Here is a 23,780-nt window from a genome sequence, read left to right on the forward strand (position 1 = left end):
TTGTTTATATGATAAGTTCCAATAATATGGAAATAAAAAAGCCGGAACGATGTCCGGCTTTTAGCTAAAGTTTCAGATTAATTTAGTTATATAATTAAGAGAGAGTTTTTATTTCAGTAGTTGTTCTTCGATGATTTGTACGTACTTCTCCGGAGTGGCTCCGACTTCAATAATCGGTTTGCCGCCTGCAGGTATGAAGAATAAGGTAGGCAATGCCTGTACACCGAAGTGATTGCATAAATCCTTTTCTTTGTCCGCATTAACCTTGTAGAATACAACTTTACCTTTATACTTTTCGGCCAGCTTTTCCATTTCCGGAAGTAAGCGCATGCAAGGTCCGCACCAAGTTGCCCAGAAATCAATCACAACCGGTTTGTCGCCGTTATAAACGAAATCATTCCCTTTTCTGTAGTCGAAGATGTGTTCGAGGAAGAATTGGCGGGTAATCGGATTCAGTTTACCGTCTTCAATTTTAGTTTCCGTTACTTTAGCTTCCGCTTCCGGTATGGGAACCATGTCAAATGGCTGGAAATAAATTTTCTGATGAATATAGTCAATGGATATGATTCCGTAGTCCAGTATTTTTTTGCCTAATACAGAGCGTTTCAAGTACGGGTTCTTCACTGCCATGGCATCTTCAATCTTTGTTTTTACGAACATGGTTTCCGGTAAGATGAGGCTTTCCTCTTCTTGAGTGGCTTCTTTATATCCATTGGAAACTTTTTGGTTGGTTCCTTTGGTGTATTGTGCGCTCCATGTATTGAAATCTTTTTCGGTAAGATTTACCAGTCCTTCGCTCCACGTATCCAGAACAAGAGAAACAGGTTTCCCTTGAATGGATATCGGACATACGATTCCTAATCCTGTAATCAGATCAAAGTTCTCCCGGTAGTTTAATTTCATATAAGAGGGACGATAGGGCTGCGTAATTGTGAGCTTTTTCCGTTGCATATCAATGGTCAGAACAGAAGTGCGGAAAATGGCACCGCTTAATACACCCATCACTCCCAGCTTGCGTAGATACGGTTCGTCTTCCAGAACGAAAGCTGGAAGATCGTTGCTAAACGTATTGTTGCCAATAGCAACAGTTGCCATTTCATATACTTTTCCAACAGGTACTTGTTTGAATACAAAATCCTGATAAGCACTAAAAGTTCCGTTCTTCCCCGTGTCGATGCGTAACTTCTTGATGGCCTCAGGAAGCAGGGCGTTATGTCCTGACAGATCGAGGACAAAGTCTGCCACTTCGCCATTTATGGCGGCTTCTACGATTATCTTTCCATCAATGGTTTTGAATGGAATGACCTCTGTCATACTGTTCTGTGTCTGTGCACTGATTCCTCCGGCAATACAAAATGCAAGTAGACAGAGATACATCTTTGTTATTATTCGCTTCCATATCTTTTTTCTGTTTAAAGTTCATTTCTCTTTCCTGATTTCAATTCTTTTCTCTTGATTGTCTTTCTTGACAATAATATAACCGGTATCACCGGGGATGGCATTCATGATATCTTCTACAGCCATCTGGCTCATGGGACAATCTTCCAGAGAAGTACCGTTGATGTTAATCACCTGGTCACCGAAAGCTACTTTATCTTTCATGCTGTCCCAGATCGTTGTGATTTCAAATCTCTCATTGCGTGGCAGTATACTTACGTTCCAGAGAGCTGGAGCACCGCCCATGTCGGTTTTTCCTTCTTCAAACGGAAAAAAGTAGAACCGTCTGCGCATGTAATCGATAATTACTTTACCGTATTCCAGTAAATCCACTCCGATGATGCTTCCATTCATCACCGTGGTCGTACTACCCACATTTGTGAATTCTTTCCCCATGATGTTGATGGGGGGAACAGTCACCTTCTTTATATCTACCGGCTTGCCCAGACCTGTTATTCCGGCAGCTACGATACCATATCCGTGATTAGTAACTTTTGAAATGTCAGACAGTCTCTCATAATCTTCTGTAGAATAAAGCAGAAATCCATCTGCACCCGTATCGAACAGAACCTTGAAATCATTATCCCCTAAGCGGACGTTGACGATGGAATGATGCTCCGTCTCATCCAACAGTGGAATCCCATCCGTTACTTTTAGTCCTTCAGGACGATACGGATAATTGATAACCATTATTTTAGAACGGGAATCGAATGTAACTACCGACTGTGCGAAAGCGTCTCCTCCAAGAATACCGACAACCCCTAGTCCGGTGAAGAATGGATTCTTTGGCAGTACCATTGTCTTCAACTGCTTGATTTTATAGTTTTCCCCGATAGATACATTCTGTACATGTGCTTCCTGATAATTGGAGCCTTGTGCATTCACATCGGAAATACGCATATATCCTGCGGCAGTAGCTTTCATTTCCGTCGCAGCATCATACATAGTTCCGGTTCTTCCTCCCGTGTCGACGATATATTTCACTTTTATACCGTTAACGGTGACGGGGATAATGATTTTCTCTTGTATAAATTCATAAGGAATGGTGTCGCAAACCTTATTCCGGATTTGCGCTGCCATTCTTTGTCCGCAGTTTAGAAATAACAGCAACCATAAGCCGGTCAGTATTCCCTATTCTTTTCATATTATTCTTTTTCATAGATAATATCCTTTACTCCAGAAGCTGTCTTGATCGTCAGTTTCGTTTTCTTCTTCTCTTTCAACTCCGGTATTCCGTTCAGAATACTTTCGCAGAAGTCATATTTCTTAGCAGGTTTGCCATTGATTTTAATCACCTTGTCTCCGACTGCTATCTTACCTTTCGTACTGCTCCATACAGTAGATACATATAAGTCTCCGTCTTTGACCGTCAAGTCAAAATTATTACCTTGATTGTTTATTTCATTGTCCGGTTGAAATGCTTCAAAATAGAATCTTCCGCGTGGATAGTCAATGGTCACTTTACCGTATTGCAACAGCTTGACACCCAATAATGTGTATGGGTGATTGTTGGTGCTGGTTGTTACGTTACGGAATTTGGTGGCTCCGACTGATAACAATGGAATACGAACCCTGTAAGAAGATGCCTTGTTCGCCTGACCGGATACTCCGATACTCCCTTCTCCATATCCTTCGGAAACCACTTCCATAGAGGCTTCGGGTTTGATTTTTTCAAAATCGCTTTCAATAAGAGATAACAGACTGGGACTACCTGTATCAAATAATACAGTTATGTTGCTCACCGGGGCTATCTGTATATTGATAATCGGCATACCACCATCTTTCGTGAAATTCAGCATTTTCCGTAAAGATACCGTAGAAGGCTTTTCTGCAGATGTGACTATGATATTTTTTGTCTGTGAATCTATGCTGACAATGGTACTGGCAAACAAATCGCTGCCGATAATACCGTCTACTCCAAAACATTCCCAACCTTTTACCTCATCGATAACCAGCGACGGTGCATTTTTAAAGTTGATAATATTATCGGGAGTTGTCAGATTTTCTATCCGCGCAGTTTTGTAATAGCTTTCCACGTTGTTTACATCCGTCACCTTCATCGAGTCCGTAGCCACTATCTGTAGTACTTGGCAGGCTTTGGTTGTGAGTGCGGTACGTCCCCCGGTATCAAAGATAAAAGGACGTGCGGTGCCGTTCACTTTCATTTCGATAACCATTTTTCCGCCTACCATTTGATAAGGTATGGTTGCTTTATATTGTTGGGCGAATAAAGAGACCGCCATGCAAAAGGCGATGACGGTTCCTGTTATACGAGTATACTTCATAGACTAATCTTTATTTGCTGACTTTTTCCGCTTCCAAAATTGCCTGATAAGCATTTACGATACCTCCGGAAATACATAAATCGTCAAAAAGAAACAAATCTTGTGAAGGACTATCGTTCACACGGATTCCTTTTTCTACCTCCACTCCTTTGCGTGAGGTGACGCTTTTCAGTAATATATCACGGATTTGAGAGCCGGTCAGTTTGGGGAAATAAGATTTTACAAGGGCAGCTACACCGGCCACGGTAGCCGAGGCCATTCCTTCACCGGTTCCTTTCTGGTAAGTATCGCCCATATAAGAAGAATAAATATCCGTTCCCGGAGCATAGATGTCAAGAGTCGTTGCGCCGTAGTTCGTGTTCAGTACCGGATTACCTTTCTTGTCGGATGAAGCAACCACCATGAAATTGGTAAGCTCGCCATCCTTGCCCATCTTCCGGTTCGGGAAGAATTCACTTTTATCCATGTCTATCGACAGATCCCAAACAGGAACGATAACTAATGCTCCTTTCTTTTCTGCCTCTTTCAGCGCATCTGTTACCCATTGTTTCTGTTCTTCAGGATATAAGGAGTTTTGTTCCGGCAGTAAGATAACGTCTGCTCCGTGATTTACTGCATAGCGGATGGCCAATGCCATATCTTTCAGGTAAGGTTCCCCTTCTCCCGGATGGATGCGCAAGGTCATGATTTCGGCATTATCGGCAATACCGTTACTTCCGATACCATTGTCACGTTTGGCTGCGATGACACCAGCTTTCATTACACCGGTTGCTGCATCCGATGTCAACAGTACATTATTGCCGTAATGCGTGTCATTAATATCCAAAGGATTGTCACCTACAATTTCTCTCCGGTTGTCTGTACCATATTTCTTCAATGCATCTTCGTAGGATGCTTTGGCAGTTTCTGCGCTTTTCTTTCCCATTCTCTGATATACAGTTTCCCACTTGTCTGTATTATAGATGCTGAATGAGTAAGCTGTAAAAACAAAAGCAACTTCAGAAAGACTGTCTCTTTCCGCTTTAGGATTATAACAACTCTGGAATTCTTCAACAGTCAGTTCTTTTCCGGGAAAACGTTTTTTCATGTCCTTGTCGAACTTTTCGATATATTCCTCAATTACATAGGAAAGTTGCAAGCCACCGTATGAACCGCCAATTCTGGATTCCGGCATAACCTTAAAACGATAATAATTGTATTCTTCCATATTTTCCGGTGCGGGAACCTCCTGACGTTTTCCGTTAACGATTTTATAATATTTCTTTCCATCAAAGACATAATCAGCGTATTTATCTTTGAGGCGGAAGAATTCACGTTCTCCTTCACGTGTCAGGGCTTCCATGACCTGACCATCTTTACCGCCGATGAAATTCCATCCATTGATGTCGTCTATCAAACCATTCTTGTCATCGTCTTTCTGGTTCAGCTTTTCTTTGGGATTGACCCAGATAGCTTGTTTCAGATCTTCGTGTTCTACGTCCATTCCTGTTCCGATCAATGCGACGACCGGTCTTTTTTTAGCTTTCTTTTTGTTGGCTTTCAGGTAATCATAGGCCTTGTTTACTTCAGCCCCGTACACACTGTCTTGGTCGAAAGAACAGTTAAACCAGTCCAGTTCGGATTGTTTCTTTTGTGTTTCTACCTTTTGTTTGACTAACTGGGCCGATACTGCCATGCTGACAAAACAGCATACGATAGGAAATATAAGTTTCTTCATTGTTGGATGAGTTATAATTTATACAGTTTAGTTATTTTCTTATTTTTAAAATGGCTTCGCGCACCTGTTCGCCCCGGACGTTGCGTGCTGCGAGTTTGCCTTCTTTGTCAATGACTACAAGGAAGGGGATAGAGTAGAAGCCATAAGCATTCTGGATAGCACTTGGAGTTTTACTGTTTTTAGGGAAGCCTGTCTTGTCCCACAGCATCACCCACGGGAGTTTTTCTTCGTCCAGCATTTTTCTCCATTTAGCTTCGCTGTCATCTAATGAGACGCTGATAAATTCCAGATCGTCAGCTTTCAGTTCATTGTATATTGTCAGCATGCTACGCATTTCTTTGCGACAGGGACCACACCAGGAAGCACAGAAATCCAGTACGACAATTTTCCCACGGAAATCTTTCAGACTTACATTTTTTCCGTTGGCATCTATGAATGTAAAGTCGGGACATTCCGCGCTGATAATTTGATGGGAGAGGACCTCTACCCGATTTACCAGCCATTTGGCAGATAAAGACTTTCTGTCTTGTTCCGGTATCATATCCAACAACATTTTGTTGGATTGGTAATCATTTATATTTGCCAGATAGGCTAGTGCGGCTGCCATGCCGGGAGTCAGTTTCCCTTTGACAGAAGCAGAAATCGTTGCTATATCCGGATCTCTTTCTGTAGGCATATAGTTTTGTAAAGTCAGAAACGAATCGATGCCGGTGAATGAAAGCGAACTTTGTTCGGGGTTCTTTTCATCAAAGTAACCATTGATTGTTACCGGAGTATTCTCTAGATAAATATCCTGCTCGGTTTCTCCTAAATAAAGTTTATAGACATCAGGGAGGATGTCTGTCTCGTCGGTACTGAATGTGCCATTCGTGCCGATGAGACAGCTTAATACAACGCTTTCGTTCATGTCTTTTATTTGCAAAGTCGTTGGCTTTAATACCTTTATTCTTCCTGATATTTTCAGTCCGTTATTTCCCCATACAGTGGCACTGCATAAGAGTAATATGGTTAGCAATGAATTTCTTACTTTTGTCATTATTATAAGTTTATAGTTAATTGTCAGAGTTGTTATTCTTCATCGGGCGTTTCCGGTATTGGAGGTAAAGGTAAATCCCAATTTTCCGGTCCGTTGGCTATTGCTTCCAGATCAATCTGATATTTATCTTTCAAATATTTTTGTACGAAAGCGAACTTTTCGGCAAGAAAAGGATATTTATCAGCCGGATATTCCTCTGCTAATTGAGCTTGGTTATAGAACATGGAAAGATGCATATATCCTATAAAAGTCTCTTCATTGGTTGGAGGATAAGAGTTATTGTCCGGTGTGCTGATACTATTGAATACATATGTGTTGACACTTCCCGGATATCCTCTGGTAAGATAATAGTTTGGGTCATCTTCCATTCCCAAACCTCTTACCAGATTGGTGACATGGTCGAATCCTGCCTCAAATTCTTCAGGTATAACAATGTTTCCGGCTTTTACAGCTTTTTCCAATATGGGACCCAATATCATTTTCCGGCGTCTGTCAAGCACTGCCCTGTCTGTAGGTATTAAATAAGGATCTCCGGGATTATCTTCTCCGAACATACAAGTGCACCAATAATCCAACCCATCGCGATTCTCGTGTATGGGCACAATCCAACTCGCTAGGATCACGCCTCCAATTTCTAATACGCTTTTACTATGGACATTGTATCCCAAATACCAATACATAGGCAGAACTTTAGAAGTGATCGGCGGATTCAAGTATGCAAAGATTTGCTTTTTCATAAATTCGACATAGTAATTGGTCATTTCATCATTTACACAGCCTTGGCCTTCGTAGCCACTACCATATGTTGTACCTGTCCAGCTCCGGTTAAAATCTTCCTTTTGCAAATCTTTATAAATCAGATATACATTATAGTCTTCGTATATTTGAGCAATGTCATCGTCCCAGCTATTATTTCCTTGAGGTACTTTGAAGCGTAATTCAACGCCTCCTTCTGTAGGAGTCAGTGTATCTTCTTCATAACATGAGGTGAATGCCATACAAGCAAGTAATCCCCATAAAATATATATATTTCTCATATTCATTTCCTTTGTTTAATTCATCAGATATATACTATTAACTTTCCCGTTTTGGAGCTAAAGGATTCTGTTCCAGTTTCTTATTTTTAATCAAGACAGCGTCTGGTATAGGCATAGTATAGGAAGGGTCATTCTGTTTTAATGTATATACCTGTTCTCCCCATCTATGAATAATTTGTGGCATTCCGTAGCGTCGGAGGTCAAACCATCGTTGCCCTTCAAAACAAAGTTCTTTTCTTCTTTCACTTTTGATGAAAGTTTTGAGCGCATCGCCGGTTAATCCGGTAGGTTCAACAAATTTGTCGGGGGCATAACGTTTAGCCAGTAAGGTTTTTAAAGCAGAGAGTGCTGTACCTTCGTCATTATTATGAGCAGCTGCTTCTGCTAGATTTAAATAGGCTTCGCCTAGTCTGAAGGATAAAGCAAAGTTTTCCGATCCACTAGGCTCACCTGTAGCCGAAAGTTTGTACTTGCCAAAAGTTGTGTAAGAGTCTTCATAGAAAACGTAATCATCTTTATTGTACTCTTTCGCTATATACTTTTCTTTTCTTAAATCTCCATCTTCAAAGCTTTCAATCAGGTTATCAGAAGCGATAAAAGCTTCTCTGTAGTAGGTGGTATTACCGAAGTAACCTTCTTCCTCATACTCTACCGACTGATCATTGAACACGGTAAGGTCTGAAACGCTTCCGTATAACCAAATAACTTCAGATGATTTTAAAGATGTAAAATTATAATAAGGCTCTGCCACTGTTGGAGAAGGGAGGGCGTTTAAGTCTATTAAAGAGAAAGACCAGTCATTTATTACTTTATTGGCGTATATAGCTGCATCTTTCCAGTTTTCCATATAAAGAAAAACACGGGATTTCAGTAATTGTATCATTGGAAGGTTGACCAGATAATTGGGCTCATATTGTTTATCTTTGCTCAAAGTAAGGAATAAACGTTCAGCTTCATTCAGATCGTCCACAATTTGGTTGTATACTTCCTCAACGGTGTTTCGTGTCATTAACAGTTGGTCTTCAGGGAGCAGGTTGCTGTCTAGTTTGAGCGGAACTCCTAAAGCTTGTTTGTTATAGTTGTATGGTGCTCCAAAATGATTAACCAACATAAAATAATAGAAAGCTCTTAATCCGAGAGATTGAGCTATTACATAATTTTTTTCAGCTTCCGTACCACTTACGTCACCGATATAATCGAGAGCGGCATTGGCACCTAAAATATAGTTATAGTATCCCTCCCAGACATTTTGAATATTGTAACCATTTCTTTCCATAATGAAAAACATATCCGGTTGCCATGTATAAACAGCTTGCTTGGCCTCTACTTCTTTTAGAGAGTTAATACTAAATTCATAATCGGTTTTATGAAACTGAATATCATCGTCGAAGAAACTAAGAAAGGCTAGCAGGCTATTACCTTTGTCTTGTTTGGGATAAGCGGAGCCTATCAGCATTTCCTGCAAAGCATTTGCATCTTTAGGAACATACTCACTTTGAGATTTAGGCTCTAGAAAATCTGAGCAAGAGGATAGCGATAGTAAGGCTATTCCTGTTAGTATATATATAATTCTTTTCATTGTTTATCTTTTTATTTTTTAGAAACCAATGTTAATACCTAATGAATAATTCCGTGGAAGTACACTGTTACTAACTTCCGGGTCGAAACCGTTGAAACGTTTGCTGGCGATAACGAAGATGTTATCCATGTTAAAGTTGAGTGATAGATTTTTCATATATATCTTTTCGCACCACTCGCGTTTCATTTGCCAGGATAAACCGATGTTGCGACAGCGTAAGAAAGAGCCGCTGACCACCATAGCATCAGATTGTTCCCATAATGGAATTCTATAAACATTCTCATTATTGGGCAATTCCACATAGGCCATACCTGCTCTGGGTAAAGAAGGAATAATTGTATGTGCTTCGTCTCCCGGTTCTTTCCAACGGTTCAGTAAATCACGGTTTATATTTGTATACGGATCTGGCATATAATACGAACTTGCGAACTGTTCATATGGCGATGGCAGACGTTTCTTGTTACCAAGTAGAAGTGAAAAACTTGTGTTTAAAGTCAATGATTTATAGCGGAAACTTAAGCTCAATCCACCGGTGAAATAAGGCTCTTTCTGACCAGAATATACCAGATAAGTAGTCGGATCGATTTGTCTGCTACGTTCTTCTTCCGGAATATCCAAAAGATTGAATAAAGCTTCACCGGTTTTCCCGTCTAATCCGGCAAAAGAGTATGACCAGAAACTGCTGAGCGGATATCCTTCTTTTAGTACAATATCTGAACGCCCGCTTAAAAAAGAAGCTGCATTGACATCAATGTCTGTATGTCCTCCTTCATTCCAGTTCTTGGAAGCATTCAGGCTGACACTTAATGCGTAGTCTCGTTTTTGTATCGGGGTGAAAGTTAATGTATATTCGATACCTCTGTTGTGGATAATACCACCGTTGCGTTTCATGGATGTTATTCCATATTCATAAGGTAATTCCAACTCAACAATCGCATTGGAACGTCGTGTATAATATTCCAGATTCATATAAAACATACTGAATAACTCCAGGTCTACACCGAAATTCCATGATTTGGTACGTTCCCATGATAGATTCGGATTTGGGATTTGGGAGATGGTAGACTGATATCTGTTGTATAGATTAGCTACTTTCCCTTGATTTAAAATCAAATCCGGACTAATCCGCGTTACTGCATTTCCTTGAATACCATAGGTGCCGCGGAAATTTAAGGTTGTTATCCATTTTACATATTTCTTCATGAAGTCCTCTTCTGAAGCTCTCCAGGAGAAACCGAATGAATAGGTAGGATCAATACGGTGATTAGCATCCTGACCGAAACGGTTGGAGGCATCATTACGTATGTTTGCATTAACGACATATCGGTTTTTGAGTGAATATGCCAATGTGGCGAATACGGAAAGGTAATTGTCTGTAGTATTGACTTTTCTCCATCCACCGTCATATATCCTTTTTAAAAGCCCCCATCCTTCGTCTTTAGAACCTGTAATAGGTGTAAAAGCTTGTGGAGTGGTTGGCAATGTTATTACTTCTCCTCTATCCGGGGCATATCCCCATACAGTATTGCTGACACCTTTATTGGTGGAAGAACGTAATTCCATACCTACTAAGGCATTAATTCGGTTCTCGTTATTGAAGGCTTTACTGAATTGCAGTTTATTCTGAATGTTGTAAGAGTACTGCTGTGCGTTGTTTGTGAATAATTCACCTCCAAATGGGAGTAAGGCTGCTCCAAACTCTTTACTGTTTGGTGAGACAGAGTTGAAATCATAGCCGCGATATGTTTCAGCAATATAGAACGTTTGTTCGGTTTCCCAGGCTTCGTTCGTACTGTTATTATCAGAATATCCTCCGGTGAATTGGTAAGTCAACCAGTCCAGAATATTCCATTTCAAGTCCAATGAAGCTGACATAAAGCTTGATTTGGATTTTGACCCACTATTGTTCCGTTCATTTACGAAATTGTATGATAATGATTTTACTCCGCTATTGTATGTATATGTGGCGTTCTTTTGATAGTAGGCATCGGGATCTATTGAGCGATTGGTAGTAGTAGCATACCCCATAGGGTTGACTCCCCCGGCAAAGCCATTATTCGTCGTTACGCTACCGTTAATCGTTGCATTAATTGTCAGTTTTTGTACCGGGCGTATAGTGATGGCAACGCGTCCGGTCATACGTTCACTGTCGTTTCCAATTTCCTGTCCTTCACTATTGGAATATCCCATAGAAGCTGCATAACTGTATTTATTTGTTCCACCGGAAACACTTATATTATGGTTATGACTGAAAGAGCGGCGGGTTAGCAGTTTGAACCAATCCGTGTTTTGTGTTTCCAAAACATTGCGTTGTGCCAAAAAATCTTCAGAAGATATATCATGCGACAGATACATATTCAATAATCCTTCATAAGTATATATTTGTTTGATTGGTTCTGCGCCATAAGGAGTTCCCCAGTTAAAAGCTTCTTGTGAAAACTGTACTCTTTCTTTGGAGTTCATGTAGTTGAACTGTCCGTAGTTAGGACGCGTACCTATTACAAAATTAGATGTGTAATTGACGCTTAGGCGGTCAGTCGTATTCTTTTTGGTTGTGATTTCAATAACACCATTAGATGCTTTCGAACCGTAGATAGCGGTTGCGGAAGCATCTTTCAGAATACTGATGCTTTCGATATCAGCAGGATTCAACCAGGAAATCTGATTACCGATGATGTTTTTTAAGTCCTCTGTCATTAAAGAAGATGCATTCAGCTCCAGTGGGTCTTCCTGAATAATGCCGTCAACTACCCAAAGTGGATCTTGATTACCCAGTAAGGTACTTGTACCGCGGATTTGAATTTTCGGGGCAGTACCTACACGGCTACTTGTATTAGTGACAATCATACCTGCTACACGTCCTTGCAGCATTTGGTCGATAGTGGTATACGAAGGCATTATAATATCTTTTGCTTTTACTGTAGTAATGGAACCTACCAAGTCACGGCGCTGAATATTCTGGTAACCGGTCACAACTACTTCGTCGATTTCCGTGCTGGAACTGTTTAAAGTGACATTAATCGTTTTCTTTCCTGTATATCTTACGGTTTTTTTCTCCATTCCAATGAATGAGTAAGTCAATATCAGTCCTTCCTGTGCCGGAATGTTAAAAGTGTAGTTTCCGTCCAGCCCGGCGATGGCTCCGTGCTTTGAACCCCGTACGGTAACCGTGGCCCCGGGAAGGGCTTCACCACTAGCGTCACGTATCCATCCGCTGATAGTGATTTTGTTCGTTTTTCTTTTCTTGATAACGATGGCATTGCCTGACACTTCGTAAGTCAGGTTGGTGCCCTCCAAGCATTCATCCAGAATCTCGGTGATCGTTTTGTTTTTTGCCCTTACGCTGATATCGGTTATGTTAGCGATATCTTCTGTTGCATACATAAAGATGAACTTTGTGCGGTTTTGCAAATACCAAAGCGTGGATTCCAGGCTTTCGCCTCTCAAATCAACGGAGATTCGCTGATTGTCTTGTGCTTGAATCATAAGTGAAGAAAGGGAGAATATGCATAAAAGACAGGATTTAATGAAATGTCTGCTTACACAAGATACTCCCTTTGATAAGGACTGTGCTCGTTTTTTCATAATGCGTTAGTTATAATATGTATTAATAGTTATTGTTTATAAGCAATGTGCAGTACCCCTTCCCTTTGTTTGATGTCTACCATATTCAGTTCCATTATCATGTCGATAATAGGGTTCATGTTTGCATAGCGGTTGAGATAAGCTCCGATTTTTACCTGCTTGGCTGCGTCGTCTTCAAAAGTGTATTTGAATCCGTACCATTTGGATAGATATGACATGACATTTTCAAGAGGAATGTTTATAAAGATGAATGATCCAGACTCCCAGGAAGTATATAATTCAGCATTTACATTGGAGACGATACCTTTCTGGCTATTTTTGTCATAAAGGAAGTGTTGGTTTGGAAGCAATTCATAGTCTTCATTTTCATTGTTTATCTTTACGGCCCCACTCACTAATGTTGTACTTTCCACTCCTTCATCTGCGTAGGCCCTTACATTGAAAGAGGTTCCTGTCACCCGGATTGAAGTATGCGGTGTTTGCACGATGAATGGATGTGCTTTGTCCGGAGCAACATCAAAATAGGCTTCACCTTCAACTTGTACGATACGTTCCTTATTGTTGAAACAAATCGGATAAGTCAGTTGAGATTCTGCATTCAGATGTACTTTTGTTCCATCCGAAAGGACAATGTGACATTCCATACCATGCAGTGTACGGAGCGTATTCTTGATCTCTTTCACTTTGGGCTTGTTGGCAGGAGTTTGATAATTGATCCCTTTAGAATCAATGATGAATATTTCAGCTGCACCTTCCGGGAGGGCATTATCGAAAAGATTGAAGGTGTTGCCATTACTTAAAGTCAGTTCTCCGCCATGGGTTCCCGGAGTGATTTCGCCGATTGGTTCTCCGGCTACCCAATTATATATAAGGTAGGAAGCCGGTATTATCAGAAGCAAAATAAGAGCTGCATATTTCAGGCTCTTTCTCCATGAAAGAAAACCGGATGCTTTTTCTCCTCCCAATCGCGGGTAGATTCTGTCCCATGCTTTTTGTGAAGAGAAACTTTTGATTAACTGAGTGTTTTTTTCATACGTTTCCTCATTCAATATTCGTTTGGCTAGCTTTTGATGCTCCGGATTTTCATTAATCCATTCACGGTAGGCTTTTTCTTCCTCCGGGATAGCCGAATGAGTGAATAGGGAAGCAAGGAATTTTGCAATTCTAAAGTTTTCTTTGAATGAATTCATCGTTTTTAGGATTTGTTTGTATATAAAACAATCCAATCGAAAAAACGGGGTAATCAAAAAGTTACTTTATTTGCATAAAAATAGTAATAAGGCGTAGTTTATGCCTTTGAGGCTTTCGCGAAGTTTGCGATAGGCGAATTTCTTTAACGTATGGACAGTACCCTCTGAAATTTGCAATTTGTCAGCAATCTCATGGTTTTTTAACCCTTTCATGGAATATAAGATGATATTTCGCATTTGGGTAGGCAATTCTTCTACCGCTTTGCGAACTATGCGGAAAGTTTCTTGTTCGATAATTGCAGCTTCAAAACCGCTGTCAAACTTTTCTTGTTCCGGAAAATCTGGAATATCCAATTGTTCATGTTTGAGATGATTCAGGCATTTATTTCGGGTGACGGTATAGAGGAAGCTCTTAACTTTCAGAATGTCATCAAAATCTTCTTTTCGCTCCCAATAAACCAACAATGCATCTTGTACGATGTCTTTGCAAACCTCTTTGTCATCGATATAGTGGGATGAAAAAACACAAAGAATAGGATAGTAGTCATCAAATAGCTTTTTGAAAGCCTGTTTGTTACCACGTTTTATGTCTGCAATTATATTTTCTATATGTATGTTCACTATTTAGGGTGGAGCGATTGGTGCAGAAACTCTCTTACCCAATCTTACTTATTTTCTTCAGCTTTTCTTCTTCGATAATTTTAATCTTTCTTCCGTCGATAGTAATTAGTCTTTCCGTAGCGAATTGCGACAAGGTACGGATAGCGTTCGAAGTAGTCATATTGGAAAGATTTGCCAGATCTTCACGTGAAAGATAAATGCTCAAAGTGGAACCGTCTTCTTCAAGACCATAGCTTTCTTTCAAGAAAATGAGTGATTCGGCCAAGCGTCCGCGAATATGCTTTTGTGTCAGATTAACGGTACGTTCGTCGGAGATACCCAAGTCAATGGAGAGTTGGCGGATGAAGAACATGGCCAAATCATTATTTTGGGCAATCAGAGTAGTGATGGCACTCATAGGAATCAGGCAAATAACAGAGGGTTCGAAAGCTGCTGCTGCGGTTACAAAATCTTGTTTGGCAAAATAAGCACGATATGCAAAGTATTCGCGTGGTTTAATCATGCGGATAATCTGACTTCTACCCCCTACACCATCTTTGAAGATTTTCACTTTACCACTGATGAGACACATCAGATGAGACGGTGTCTCTCCTTCACAGTAGATGGTTTCATTCTTTTTGTAGGTTTGTATCGTATAATTGTTCATCAGAAACTCCTTTTGCTCATTGTTTAGAGGAGCTAACATATCGGATAACGGTTCCGAAATATCGATGTCTGACATATTCATTTTTACCATGAGTGCTACAAAACTGTGTTATACAGCACAAAAGTAAAAAGAAAAAATGAGAAAATGAACGAATCTATAAAAAGATTGCACAAAAGTGGGAGCTTTCGTGCAATCTTGTGGACGTTTTATTTAGTAAATAGTAGTTCCCTGTATTTAGGCAACGGCCATATTTCGTCGTCTACTTCCATCTCCAGGTGGTCGATGTGGTCGCGGATTTGGTCAAGATACGGGCGTACTTTTTCTTCGTATGCAAATGCCCTTTCTTTGTAGTTTTCCATGTGGTTGGCTACTTTTCTTGCTTCGGTCATATCGCGCACGAGTACTTTGATAGAAGTGACCCGGTGTGAAATCTCACGAATTAATTCTTTACGGTCGGCACTCAATACTTCGTATTCTTCAGCCGGGAATATTTCTTTCAGTCCCCGAAGATTTTCGAGCAAACGGTTCTGATAGGCAACGGCAGTAGGTACGATATGGTTGATGGCGAGGTCGCCTAATACACGGCCTTCGATCTGCACCTTCATGGTGTATTTCTCCAATTCCACTTCCAAGCGGCTGTTCAATTCGGTTTCGTTGAAAATACGTTCACCGATGAGTACCGCTTTCGATTGATTATCTACATAATGCATCAGGGCTTCCGGAACATGGCAGATATTCGTCAGTCCGCGGCGTGCGGCTTCTTGTTTCCATTCTTCGGAATAGCCGTCCCCTTCGAAACGAATCGGTTCGGAGGCGATAATTGTTTCTTTCAGCAGGCGGAAGATGGCTTCATCTTTGCCTACTCCTTCTTCCATCAGTTTTTCTACCGATGCGCGGAATTCGTTCAGCTGGTTTGCCATGGCCGCATTGATTACAATCATGGAGGCGGCACAGTTGGAAGAAGAACCTGCGGCACGGAATTCGAATCGGTTTCCGGTGAATGCGAAAGGAGAAGTACGGTTGCGGTCGGTGGTATCCAGTAAAATTTCGGGGATACGTCCGATGCCTAACTTCAGCGTGGTTTTTTCTTCCGGCGTCATTTTTTCGTTTCCTACTTGGCGGACAATTTCGTCAAGAGTGGACGAGAGTTGTGAACCCAGGAAGCAAGAGAGAATGGCGGGGGGAGCTTCATTGGCTCCCAAACGGTAGCTGTTGCTGGCGCTCATGATGGAGGCACGCAATAAATCTTGGTTTTTATAAACCATCATTAAGGCGTTCACCAGAAAAGTGAGGAATAGCATATTTCCTTTCGGGTTCTTTCCGGGAGCGAACAGATTGATGCCGGTGTCTGTGCAGAGCGACCAGTTGTTGTGCTTGCCCGAACCGTTTACTCCGCTATATGGTTTTTCGTGCAGGAGTACATTAAAATGATGTTTTCTGGCGATACGCTTCATCAAATCCATGACGAGCTGGTTGTGGTCGTTGGCAAGATTGCAGTTTTCGAAGATAGGGGCCAACTCAAATTGGTTGGGGGCTACTTCGTTATGACGGGTTTTGGCGGGAATACCCAGTTTGTGACACTCGATTTCGAGTTCTTTCATAAATGCAGTGACACGTGGAGGGATAGAACCGAAATAATGGTCTTCCAACTGTTGGTCTTTGGCAGAAGAGTGTCCCATCAGTGTCCGTCCTGTCAGACAGAGGTCGGGGCGTGCATTATATAAAGAAGAGTCTACAAGGAAATATTCCTGTTCCCATCCTAAATTGGTATATACGCGTGTGATGTTCTTGTCGAATAGCTGGCAGACTTCCGTTGCTGCTTTGTCTACGGCGGCAAGTGCTTTCAATAATGGAGTTTTGTAATCCAGCGCTTCACCTGTATAAGAAATGAAGATAGTGGGGATACAAAGAGTGGTATCTACTACGAATGCTGGTGAAGAAACATCCCAGGCCGTATATCCTCGCGCTTCGAAAGTGTTGCGGATACCGCCGTTAGGGAAAGAAGAGGCATCCGGTTCTTGTTGGATCAGTAGTTTTCCGGAGAAGCGTTCGATCACTCCGCCATCTTCGCCAAATTCGATAAAGCCGTCGTGCTTCTCGGCTGTTCCGTCTGTCAGAGGTTGGAACCAGTGTGTGTAGTGAGTGACGTTGAGTGACTTAGCCCAACTTTTCATACCGTTAGCAATTAAATCTGCTATTTCACGGCTGATAGGCGTACCTTTTTCGATAGCATCGGTTACAGCTTTGTAAGCTTCTTTAGGAAGATACTCTTGCATCTTCTTGCGGTCGAACACGTGGCTACCATAATAATCAGAGAGTTTGTTGGAAGGGGCAATAACTTCCAGAGGTTTCCGGTTGGAAAGCTCTTGTAAAGCAAAAAACGCATTTTTGACATAAATGGTCTATTTTTTATCGGTTGATGGCGCAAAATTATATGTTTTTTCTGAAAGTACCCCTATTTTTGAGGGGGTATTTTCAGAAATAACTTATTTTTTATTGATAATGCCCCCTCAGGAATTTGGCACTTACGAAAACTGTAGGGCGTTTGGGTTCCATGTCGGAATTTCATATAATGAAGAACATCTATCATACTTTTACTATAAAAGATGGGTATCTATCATACCTATACTCCGTCTATCTTAGTGTAGTATTAGGTGAAGTACCCCTTTGAAGGCATCAAGATGCATACATTATAGTAAGCCGTATTATCTTACCAACATTTAGTTTGTTGCACTCTAGTGAATAGACCTTTGCACTCCAGTGAACGGTTTTTTCCACTAGAGTGCAAAGAACCGTTCACTGGAGTGCAAAGATTGACTTCTCCCTTAGAGAAAACGGTATTATCCATTGAATAATAAATTGTTAACTAGTATATTTCATATAAACAAACAATGATTTGTTTGCAAAATGCTATTGCCGTAGGAATAAAAGCAGTACACACAGAAAGAAGCAATCAGTTCTGTTGATGGGAAACACGCCAGATATACTATGAGAAATACCGCCAACGAGTATGAGAAATGAGGTGAAATCGGGGGTGTTTTGCTGAAAAACTATGAGAAATGCCTATTTAGGAAATCATTTCTCATAATCTATCTATTTGATTATATTCGCTTTATATGGATACTATGAGAATATGAGAAATGGAAACGAAAAATTCAGAAAAGAGGTCTCTGAAGCTGATAGGAAGATTGTGTTTAGTTTATTTCCGAACCGATATCAGCTAGTTCATTTTTTATTGATTGTAATTGGGGAAAATGTTTACGCAAAATGAAGAACTAAATACGCAATTGAGAATAGATAAGAAAAATGAACCTTTTAACTTTGCGCTTATTATAACCTATTAAGCAATATATTATGGGACGAAAATTTTCACGAATGTGTTATATATTAGCTTTGACCATATTTGTATTAGTTTTTCCGGGCTTATGCACTGAGGCCGCTCCTCAATGTACCGAAACGAGTATGTGGTTGAATGGTAGTGTGGAAAAAACAACGTGGATGAAGTGTCTTCATGATACACTGTTAATGTGCAAAATATCCATTCCCGGTACGCATGACAGTGGCACTACCAAAGGTGGAGATATGTTGAAAACACAGTCTGAAACCATTCCTGTCCAGTTGCAGTTGGGAATTCGCGCTTTCGATATTCGTTTGGAAAAGAAAAATAATAAATTAGGTATCTTCCATAGTTATGCTTTTCAGGATCTATATTGGGAAGATGATGTTTTGCCCGCCTTCATTTCTTTTTTGCAGGCGTATCCTTCTGAAACATTGATTGTCTCACTGAAAAAGGAGGGCGGAGAGTTGCAGGATTATGCATCTTTAGTGTCTGCTTCTTTGAGTAATCCTGTATATCAAGATTATTTCGTAACAGATTTTCACCCTGAACTGACATTGAAAGACTGTCGCGGAAAGATTCTTTTTTTACATAGGGATTCTGCAATGATTAATTATCCGGGTGCTGCTTGTGTAGGTTGGGAAGATAATAAAACCTGTCTGCTTATTCTTTGCAATAAAGATGGGAAAGAAGGTCGTGTGTTGCTTCAAGATGAGTACCAATATGAGTCTGGCAAAGATGCTGGAAAGAAAATAACAACAATTATTCGTAATATTGATGTAGTGTCTGACCAGCCCGCTTCTTCACGTAAGTGGGGTATTAGCTTTGTCAGTGCAACCGGATTACCTTTGGGAACACCTAAGATCTTTGCAGACCAAATTAATCAACCTGTAGCAGACTATCTGGAGCAGGAACACAAACGGAACTGTGGCATTGTTTTTATTGATTTTATTAATGATAAAGGCGGTAAAGAACTGGTGGAATATTTAATTGAAAGCAATATCAAGTGAGGCTACTCTACCGAGGCAAACAAAATCTCTTTATTATGAAGTTCTTTTAGCAGAAATGCGCAAAGTGAAGAATATTATACGCATTTGGTACTTTATAAAGGGTGTCCAATTCCTACATTTGTCTATAATTAAAAATAAAAAAGTGTAATGCTATGAAACTGTCAATAGATTTAGGTGGAACCCATGTTCGGATAGCACAAGTGGAGAATGGCAGGTGTCTTAATAAGAAATCGGTTGCTTGTCCATCGCAGCAAGATGCTTCTACGATTCTCAATTTACTATCTCAGCTTATTGAAAGAATGATGAACGAACATGTAGAAGGCATTGGCATAGGTGTCCCTTCTATTGTAGATTCGGAAAAAGGGGTTGTTTATAATGTGGCAAACATCTCCTCCTGGAAGGAAATTCATTTGAAAGAGGCTTTGGAAAGTGAGTTTAGAGTACCTGTTGCTATCAACAACGATTCTAATTGTTTCACTTTGGGGGTGAAAATGTTCGGTGAAGGGCAACCTTATGCCAACATGGTGGGAGTGACGATAGGAACTGGTATCGGGGCAGGGGTCATCATTGATCATCGTCTCTATGGCGGCGAATTTATGGGAGCAGGCGAAATAGGAACATTGCCATATTTAGATTCCGACTTTGAGCAATATTGTAGTAGTTTCTTTTTTAAACGGTACAATACTACTGGTGCTGAGGCTGCTGAAAAGGCAAATAGTGGAGACAGGGCTGCATTGGAAATATGGAAAGAATTTGGAATTCATTTGGGTAACCTTATGAAAGCAGTTCTTCTGGTGTATGCTCCGCAGGCTGTTATTTTGGGAGGAGGTATTGCACCAGCATTTCCTTTATTTAGAGGAGCTATGGAAAATGAGATGCGGATTTTTCCTTACAAAGTTATATTGGATAGAGTAGAGGTGAAGGTTTCCCATCAGAAAGATGCTAGTTTGTTGGGAGCTTCTGTTCTGATAAAGTAATCAAAGTATAATCTTTTTGTAAATCGAATATAATTCTGTCTTGTGACCTTTGGGGCAGATTTATAATTATCAATATTATAAACTTTAAATTTTAAATGTATGAGACAAGCAAATTTTAGGATCTATCGAAAGATTCTGACTATTTTGTTAGTGCTGTTCTTGTCTGCAAGTGCTTATGCACAGCAAATCACAGTGAAAGGAACAGTGAAAGATCAAACGGGTGAGCCTGCAATCGGAGCCAATGTTTTGATCAAGGGAACTTCTAACGGAGTCATTACAGATGTGGATGGAAAGTTCGAGTTGTCAACTGATAAAAATGCCGTATTGGTTATAAGTTATGTTGGCTATGCAAACCAGGAAGTGCAGGTTACCGGTAAACCCTTAATGATTATTCTAAAAGAGGATTCGGAACTTCTGGATGAAGTAGTTGTGTTAGGTTACGGTGCGAATTCACGTAAGCAGGATTTGTCGGCGGCTGTAGGTGTATTGAGCAATACCGAGGAATTAACCACTCGTCCGGTCAGCTCTACAGAAAGTATGCTGCAAGGTCAGCTGGCTGGTGTCACGGTACAAGCCAACGGTGGTGACCCTACTGCTACTCCTACGATTACTATCCGTGGACAAGGTTCTTACAAACGTAAAATTGCTGGTGTTGAACAAGGTGGGGATAACGTACTCTGGGTAGTTGACGGGGTTCCCGGCGCTCCTATTGCTTCAATGAGTGATATCGAATCTATCGTAGTATTGAAAGATGCTGCCTCTGCTGCTATCTATGGTGCGCAGTCAGGTGCAGGCGGTGTAATTTTGGTCACTACCAAAAAGGCTAAGGCAGGTACGCCCACTCTTAGTTACGAAGGTACTTATGGGGTTCGTCAGGCTACAAATTTGCCGGAGCCACTGAATGCTGAGGGTGAATTAGAGATGCGTAAACGCTCTTATGCCAATGCGGATATGTCACTTCCCGATGGTTGGGATGTGGCAAAAAATCCGTGGATTGGCACCACTCGTACCAATTGGATGGACGAGATTTTCCGTACAGCTTTTTATCAACGCCATAACATAGCGTTGAATGTAGGTACAGAGAATTTTTCGAGTCGTTTGTCTTTCTCATTTGATAATGACGAAGGAGTATTGATCAATACTTATAATAAGAATTATTCGATACGTTACAATGGTAAGTTCGACTTGAATAAATGGGTGTCTATCAGCGAAGATTTTGTTTGGAAAAATACGGAGAGCCGCACAAAGGATACAGACGATGCATATACAGGTCCTGTTTTATCAGCAATCTATATGCCAGCCAGTGCTACTGTATATAATCCGTTGGATGGAACTTGGGGAGGAACCACTACTGAAGATCCTGAATACATAGCTAAGTATGGAAGCAATTTTGCAGGTGCCCATGGTGATGCTGTTAACCCGGTACGTCTGTTGAAAGCGGAAAACCGTTTTAACAGAACCAGTGATGTTTGGAGTACTACAAGTTTGCAAATAGCCAATGTACTACAGGGGTTAAAGTTTACCAGCCGTTTCACTTACAATCTGAAGAGTAATAATTATAAAAATTTCCGTCCTATTCAGGATGAACCGGGTAAGCCCAATAACTCAAATAACATGGATATAACGAATTATCGTAGAGATGCATGGAAAACTGAGAATACGCTGACTTATGATAATACTTTCGGAAGACATACAGTAGGCGCATTGTTCTCTACTACAGCTGATCATTTTGTAACGCGCGGTCTTGATGTTAACGGTAAGAACTTTACCGATGAAAGCCCATATTTGCAATATCTGGCATATGCAGGTTCTACTTCGGCTACCGATTATATGACAGGTCCTGATGCCAATGTCTCATTGGTGGCCCGTTTGGCTTATTCTTACGATGATCGCTATTTTGCTACGGCCTCTTGGCGGCGCGATTATGCAGGCCGTTTACCTAAAGAAAATAATTTTGGTGACTTTCCGGCAGTTACATTGGCATGGAAGATTTCTAACGAGAAGTTCTTTAAGAAAAATGATTTCATCAGTTTGCTGAAATTGCGTGCTTCTTGGGGACGTGTTGGAAACTTGGGCTCTATTAACTATAATTACAAATCACTTTTGTTGGGAACAACGTATTGGCAGGAACAAGCTCAATATGGTGTGATGAATAATACAACCTGGAATAATTTCGTGTATAACTCTACTGCCATGAACAAGAATCTGACATGGGAGACTTCTGAACAGTACGATTTAGGTTTGGATGTCGAAATGTTCAATAGCCGTTTGTCTTTGTCGTTCGACTACTTTGATAAGCGTACTTTTAACCTGATTCAGGAACAGACCATGGATTGGCCGAGTACTATCGGATTGGATCCGATGTTGATTAATCAAGGTGAAGTTCGCAATCGTGGTTTTGAAATATCAGCAAACTGGAGCGATCGTATCAACAAGAATTTCTCTTATTTTGTATCAGGTAACTTTTCGTATTTGAAGAACTGGGTTTCCGACATAGGTGTGAAGAATGCCGATGGTACTCCTGGCGTATGGACTGATAGTGATTCTAAATTCCGCAATATTCCTTTTACTCGTCAGACTGCAGAGGGAGAACCTTTGAATTCGTACTATTTGATTAAGACTGCCGGTATTTTCCAGAGTGATGCCGAAGTTGCTGCCTGGAATAAGGAGCATGGTACTTATGTTACCGACTCTAATGGTAACAAAGAGTGGAAAGGCATTCAGGCAAATGCCAAAGCCGGTGACTTAAAGTTCGTAGACTACAACAATGACGGTAAGATTGATGATAAAGACCGCCAATATTGCGGTAGTGCTACTCCGAAGACAACATATGCTTTCACATTAGGAGCTACTTATAAAAAACTGTCTGTCAGCGCTATGTTTCAGGGTGTAGGTGGTGCTCAGGCATTCTATGCTGCGAAATATATGACGTTGAGCGATGTAGATGGTAACTTTAACCGTACAAAGGAAATTCTGAACGCCTGGAGTCCGACGAATACCTCTTCAAATATCCCCAGACTGTCAAAGAATGATCCGAATTCAAACTTCAGTACGGCATCTGATTGGTATTTGGAGGATGCTTCTTATTTGCGCCTGAAAAACCTGACTGTTTCCTATGACTTATCAGGCGTATTGCAAAAGTGGTCGCATCTGAAAGAGCGCAGTAGTCGTATGTCTGTCTACTTCAGTGGTGAGAATCTCTTTACAATAACCGATTATTCGGGTATGGATCCGGAATGTGGCGGCTGGGATGCTATGAAATATCCTGTATCCAGGGTATTCTCTTTTGGCGTGAAATTAACTTATTAATAAAAACAGAGATT

14 protein-coding genes and 1 pseudogene are annotated in these 23,780 nt (G+C 40.8%); 3 read left to right on the forward strand and 12 right to left on the reverse strand.

Annotated elements, in window-relative coordinates; translation table 11 throughout:
- Positions 1–108: 108 nt before the first annotated feature.
- The 12 genes and pseudogenes from NXX38_RS12975 to NXX38_RS13030 all read right to left on the reverse strand — a co-directional run bounded on the left by NXX38_RS12975 (position 109) and on the right by NXX38_RS13030 (position 17,532).
- A complete protein-coding gene (locus NXX38_RS12975; protein WP_258979643.1) occupies positions 109–1,377 on the reverse strand; it encodes a thioredoxin domain-containing protein in 1,269 nt (422 codons plus the stop codon).
- A gap of 42 nt (positions 1,378–1,419) precedes the next feature.
- A pseudogene (locus NXX38_RS12980) lies at positions 1,420–2,596 on the reverse strand (hypothetical protein).
- On the reverse strand, positions 2,583–3,722 hold the full coding sequence (locus NXX38_RS12985) for a hypothetical protein (protein WP_234131898.1): 1,140 nt from the start codon (positions 3,720–3,722) through the stop codon (positions 2,583–2,585). The pseudogene NXX38_RS12980 and the gene NXX38_RS12985 overlap by 14 nt, the downstream one beginning before the upstream one ends.
- A 10-nt stretch (positions 3,723–3,732) precedes the next feature.
- The gene (locus NXX38_RS12990; RefSeq protein ID WP_148364358.1) at positions 3,733–5,439 is read right to left on the reverse strand and encodes a S8 family serine peptidase; all 1,707 of its coding nucleotides are present in this window, start codon (positions 5,437–5,439) and stop codon (positions 3,733–3,735) included.
- Positions 5,440–5,470: 31 nt separating this feature from the next.
- Positions 5,471–6,475, reverse strand: a complete 1,005-nt coding sequence (locus NXX38_RS12995) for a peroxiredoxin (RefSeq protein WP_195648448.1) — start codon at positions 6,473–6,475, stop codon at positions 5,471–5,473.
- Positions 6,476–6,507: 32 nt separating this feature from the next.
- Positions 6,508–7,518 carry a hypothetical protein gene (locus NXX38_RS13000; protein ID WP_195648447.1) on the reverse strand — a complete coding sequence of 337 codons (1,011 nt, stop codon included), beginning with the start codon at positions 7,516–7,518 and terminating at the stop codon, positions 6,508–6,510.
- A 31-nt stretch (positions 7,519–7,549) separates the two neighbouring features.
- Positions 7,550–9,091 (reverse strand): RagB/SusD family nutrient uptake outer membrane protein, encoded by a 1,542-nt coding sequence (locus NXX38_RS13005; protein ID WP_195648446.1) that lies wholly within the window; start codon positions 9,089–9,091, stop codon positions 7,550–7,552.
- A gap of 18 nt (positions 9,092–9,109) precedes the next feature.
- Complete coding sequence (locus NXX38_RS13010) at positions 9,110–12,676, reverse strand: SusC/RagA family TonB-linked outer membrane protein (RefSeq protein ID WP_258979645.1); 3,567 nt, start codon at positions 12,674–12,676, stop codon at positions 9,110–9,112.
- 29 nt (positions 12,677–12,705) lie between these two features.
- Positions 12,706–13,866: a FecR family protein gene (locus tag NXX38_RS13015; RefSeq protein WP_195648444.1), complete on the reverse strand. Its 1,161-nt coding sequence runs from the start codon at positions 13,864–13,866 to the stop codon at positions 12,706–12,708.
- Positions 13,867–13,932: 66 nt separating this feature from the next.
- Positions 13,933–14,487, reverse strand: a complete 555-nt coding sequence (locus tag NXX38_RS13020; protein ID WP_148364364.1) for an RNA polymerase sigma-70 factor — start codon at positions 14,485–14,487, stop codon at positions 13,933–13,935.
- 34 nt (positions 14,488–14,521) lie between these two features.
- Entirely contained in the window at positions 14,522–15,223 is a 702-nt protein-coding gene (locus NXX38_RS13025; RefSeq protein WP_148364365.1) for a Crp/Fnr family transcriptional regulator, read from the reverse strand.
- A gap of 116 nt (positions 15,224–15,339) precedes the next feature.
- Complete coding sequence (locus NXX38_RS13030) at positions 15,340–17,532, reverse strand: glutamine synthetase III (RefSeq protein WP_258981948.1); 2,193 nt, start codon at positions 17,530–17,532, stop codon at positions 15,340–15,342.
- A gap of 955 nt (positions 17,533–18,487) precedes the next feature.
- Between NXX38_RS13030 and NXX38_RS13035 the strand changes: the two genes are divergently transcribed.
- The 3 genes from NXX38_RS13035 to NXX38_RS13045 all read left to right on the forward strand — a co-directional run bounded on the left by NXX38_RS13035 (position 18,488) and on the right by NXX38_RS13045 (position 23,766).
- Positions 18,488–19,480, forward strand: a complete 993-nt coding sequence (locus NXX38_RS13035) for a phosphatidylinositol-specific phospholipase C (RefSeq protein WP_148364367.1) — start codon at positions 18,488–18,490, stop codon at positions 19,478–19,480.
- Positions 19,481–19,632: 152 nt separating this feature from the next.
- Positions 19,633–20,457: an ROK family protein gene (locus NXX38_RS13040; protein ID WP_258979646.1), complete on the forward strand. Its 825-nt coding sequence runs from the start codon at positions 19,633–19,635 to the stop codon at positions 20,455–20,457.
- A 99-nt stretch (positions 20,458–20,556) separates the two neighbouring features.
- Entirely contained in the window at positions 20,557–23,766 is a 3,210-nt protein-coding gene (locus NXX38_RS13045; protein ID WP_258979647.1) for a TonB-dependent receptor, read from the forward strand.
- The last annotated feature ends 14 nt before the right edge of the window (positions 23,767–23,780 follow it).

This window comes from Bacteroides sp. BFG-637, assembly GCF_024793605.1.
Lineage (GTDB): Bacteria > Bacteroidota > Bacteroidia > Bacteroidales > Bacteroidaceae > Bacteroides > Bacteroides vicugnae.